The organism is Streptomyces sp. NPDC005393, from assembly GCF_040606675.1.
Classification (GTDB): domain Bacteria; phylum Actinomycetota; class Actinomycetes; order Streptomycetales; family Streptomycetaceae; genus Streptomyces.
In genome coordinates, this window is sequence record NZ_JBEXFG010000110.1 from 1 (window position 1) to 3938 (window position 3938).

A 3938-nucleotide genomic window follows, 5' to 3' on the forward strand; every position below is an offset into this window, starting at 1 on the left:
CTGGGCCGGGTGGATGTGGTTCAGCCGGTGTTGTGGGCGGTGATGGTGTCGTTGGCCGCGGTGTGGGCGGAGGGGTATGGGGTGAGGCCGGCGGCGGTGGTGGGTCATAGTCAGGGTGAGATCGCGGCGGCTGTGGTGGCGGGGGCGTTGTCGTTGGAGGACGGGGCGAGGGTGGTGGCTCTGCGTAGCAGAGCGTTGCGGAGGCTGGCCGGTGGTGGTGCGATGGCCTCGCTTGGTGTCGGTCAGGAGCGGGTGGTTCAGTTGCTGTCCGGGCTAGGCGATGGGGCCGCTGGGGTTGGTGTCGCGGCGGTCAACGGGCCTGGTTCGACGGTGATTTCGGGTCCTCCGGAGCAGGTCGCAATCGTCGTGGCCGCGTGCCGGGAGAACGGGGACCGTGCGCGGTCGATCGAGGTGGACTACGCCTCCCATGGCCCCCAGGTCGATGAGATCCAGGACGAACTGATGCGTGTGCTGGAGGGCATTCGTCCGATCGATACGTCCGGGACGGGCACGGCGTTCTACTCCACCGTGACCGGCGGCAGGGCCGATACCGCCAGGCTGGACACCGCCTACTGGGTGACCAATCTGCGCGAGCAGGTGCGGTTCACCGATGCCATTCAAGCGCTGTTGGCCGATGGGCATCGCGTGTTCATCGAGGCCAGCACCCATCCAGTACTCACCATCGGAATGCAGGAGACCTTCGAGGAAGCCGAGGTCCCGGCCGTCACGGTGCCCACGCTGCGCCGTGACCACGGCGGTCGGGCTCAGCTGGTTAGGTCGCTCGCGCAGGCGTTCACCGCTGGTGTCGAGGTGGACTGGACGGCTCTGTTCCCGGCCGATCCGACGCCGCGGACGGTGGACCTGCCCACGTACGCCTTCCAGCGCCAGCGGTTCTGGGCAGCTCCCGCCGAAGGGGTGGGCGACGTGACTGCTGCGGGATTGCAGCGGGTGGAGCATGCCTTGCTGCCGGCGGCGGTGGGGCTTGCCGATGGTGGGCTGGTGCTGACCGGTCGGGTCTCGTCGGGTGGCGGCGACGGCTGGCTGAGGGAGCATGTGGTCGCCGGTGCGCTGGTGGTGCCGGGCGCGGCGTTGGTGGAGTGGGCGTTGCGGGCGGCCGATGAGGCGGGTTGCGGCGGGGTGGAGGAACTGGCACTGCAGGTCCCGCTCGTACTACCCGCGTCTGGTGGTCTTCGCGTACAGATCGTCGTGGGAGGGGCGACGGAGGATGGGCGGCGGGATGTGCGGGTGTACTCGCGCCCTGACCGCGACGCCGAGCCCGGCGTGGACCCGGGCTGGGTCTGCCATGCGGAGGGCGTACTGAGCCCGCCGTCCTCGGAAAGCCCGGTGGAGGAGCTGGCCGGAGTGTGGCCTCCCGAGAGCGCGAAGCCGGTGGGCATCGAAGACTTCTACGAGCATGCTGCCTCGGCGGGCTACGAGTACGGAGCGTCGTTCCAGGGGCTCCGAGCGGTGTGGCGAGATGGAGCGGACCTGCTGGCCGAGGTGACGCTGCCCGAGGCCGCCGGCGCCCCGGAGGGATTCGGTATCCATCCGGCGCTGCTCGACGCCGCCCTCCACCCGGTGCTGCTCGCCGACCGGACGGACACCGATGCCGACTCGTCCCATGACGGACAGTTGTGGCTGCCGTTCGCGTGGAACGGCGTGTGCTTGTGGGCAACGGAGGCCACCACGGTCCGGGTTCGGCTCTCTCCGCACCAGGACGGACCGGAGGGCGAACGGGCGCTGCGGGTGGTCGTGGCCGATGCCATGGGCGCTCCGGTGCTGACGGCCCGCTCCCTGGCGCTGCGCCCAACCGACGCCGATCAGTTACGGGACGCGGGTGGGCGTGGTGTCGACGGGTTGTTCACCCTCGACTGGATCCCCGTGCCCGCCATGCCGGTCATGGACGGCACCGGACAGCCGCCGACGGCGGAGCCGGACGCGCCCGGCGACAGCGGCTGGGTGACCCTGGGCCAGGATCACCCGGATCTGGAATCGCTGGTGGCCGCGATGGACGGCGGTGCGCCCGCTCCGGCGTTCGCGTTGATGCATCTGCCCGCTGCCAGTGACCCGAACGTCGATAGCATGGCGGCGAGGGCGGGCGATGGCTTGACCGCCGTCGGACGAGTGCTGGAACTGGTGCAGGGCTGGCTGGCCGAGCCACGTCTGGCCGATGCCCGGTTGGTCGTGGTGACACAAGGCGCGGTCGCCATAGGGGACCCCGAGAGCGAGGCCCCTGGCGGCGGTGGGCTGGATCCGGCCGCAGCGGGTGTGTGGGGATTGCTGCGGAGCGCGCAGGCGGAGCACCCGGACCGGTTCGTCCTCCTCGACATCGACTCTGACACCGATGTGACCGGCAGTGATGTGGTCGACGCCGTGGTCAGTACCGTGAGGAGCGATGAGCCGCAGGCGGCGCTGCGGGCCGGGCGGGCCTTGGTGCCCCGGCTGATGCGTACCTGTGGCACCGGCGGCGGCGAGTCGGACACCCAGGGGCCGGACGCTACCGGCGCGCTCGACCCCGACGGGACGGTACTGATCGCTGGCGGTACGGGCCTGCTGGGCGGCCTGGTCGCCGAGCATCTGGTGCGGACCTGGCAGGTCAAACATCTCGTGCTGGTGAGCCGCCGGGGACCGGAGGCGCCGGGCGCGCGGGAGTTGGCCGACCGGTTGAGCGCCTTGGGCGCGCAGGTACGCATCGCCGCCGTGGATCTCACCGACGCGGACGCGGTTGCCGATGTGGTGGCCGGGATCGACCCGGCGCATCCGCTGACCGGGGTCATTCATACGGCGGGGCTGCTGGATGACGCGATGATCACCTCGCAGACCCCGGAACAGGTGGCGCGGGTGTGGGCGGCGAAGGCCACGGCAGCGGCGAATCTCCATGCCGCTACGGCGGATCTGCCGCTGCCCATGTTTGTGATGTTCTCCTCGGCCGCGGGAGTGGTGGGCAACGCGGGCCAGGCCGGATACGCGGCGGCGAACGCCTTCATCGATGCATTGATTGCCCATCGGCGTCGGACGGGGCTGCCGGGGCTGTCGGTGGCATGGGGGCTGTGGGCCCAGGCCAGCGAGATGACCGGGCATATGGGCCACGCGGATCTGACGCGGCTGCGCGGCATGAGGCCCCTGTCGTCCGAACGCGGGCTGGCTCTGCTCGACGCCGCATGTCGACGCCCGGATCCGCTGCTGGTGGCAGTCGACCTCGATATCGCCCGGGTGGCGGGTGGGGGTCTGCCGGCGGTGTTGCGGGGGTTGGTGGCCGGTCGTATGAGGCGTCGGTCTGCGGCTGGTGGTGTGTTGGGCTCGGGGCTGGGTTCGCGGTTGGTGGGGTTGGATGCTGTGGCTCGGTTGGATGTGGTGTTGGAGGTGGTGCGTGGTGGTGTGGCGGTGGTGCTGGGGTTTGTGTCGTCGGGTGAGGTGCGGGCGGGGGCTGCGTTCAAGGAGTTGGGTTTTGATTCGTTGACGGCGGTGGAGTTGCGTAATCGGTTGTCGGCGGCGACGGGGCTGCGGTTGCCGGCCACGGTGGTGTTCGACTACCCGACACCGCGCGTGCTCGCCGAATACCTGTGCACCCGGCTGACCGGTGAGACCACAGCGTCGAGCGTGCCCGTGCCGACCGTGTCCGACTCGGATGAGCCGGTGGCCATCATTGGCATGACCTGCCGATTCCCCGGTGGCGCGAACTCCCCGGAGGGGCTGTGGGACCTGGTCGTCGCGGGGAAGGATGTGATCGGGGAATTTCCGACCGGCCGGGGCTGGGACCTCGACGGGCTCTTCCACCCCGACCCGGATCACCCCGGCACCAGCTACGCACACGAAGGCGCGTTCCTCTATGACGCCGACGAGTTCGACGCGGGATTTTTCGGGATCAATCCGCGGGAGGCGTTGGCCACGGATCCTCAGCAGCGGCTGCTGCTGGAGGCGTCCTGGGAGGTGCTGGA

The 3938-nt window shown here is 70.1% G+C and carries 1 protein-coding gene; it reads left to right on the plus strand.

The genetic code is table 11. The annotated features are described in order from the left end of the window. Window positions 1-42: 42 nt before the first annotated feature. A partial coding sequence (locus ABZS71_RS35355; RefSeq protein ID WP_356216894.1) for an SDR family NAD(P)-dependent oxidoreductase occupies window positions 43-3938 on the plus strand: 3896 nt, incomplete at its 3' end.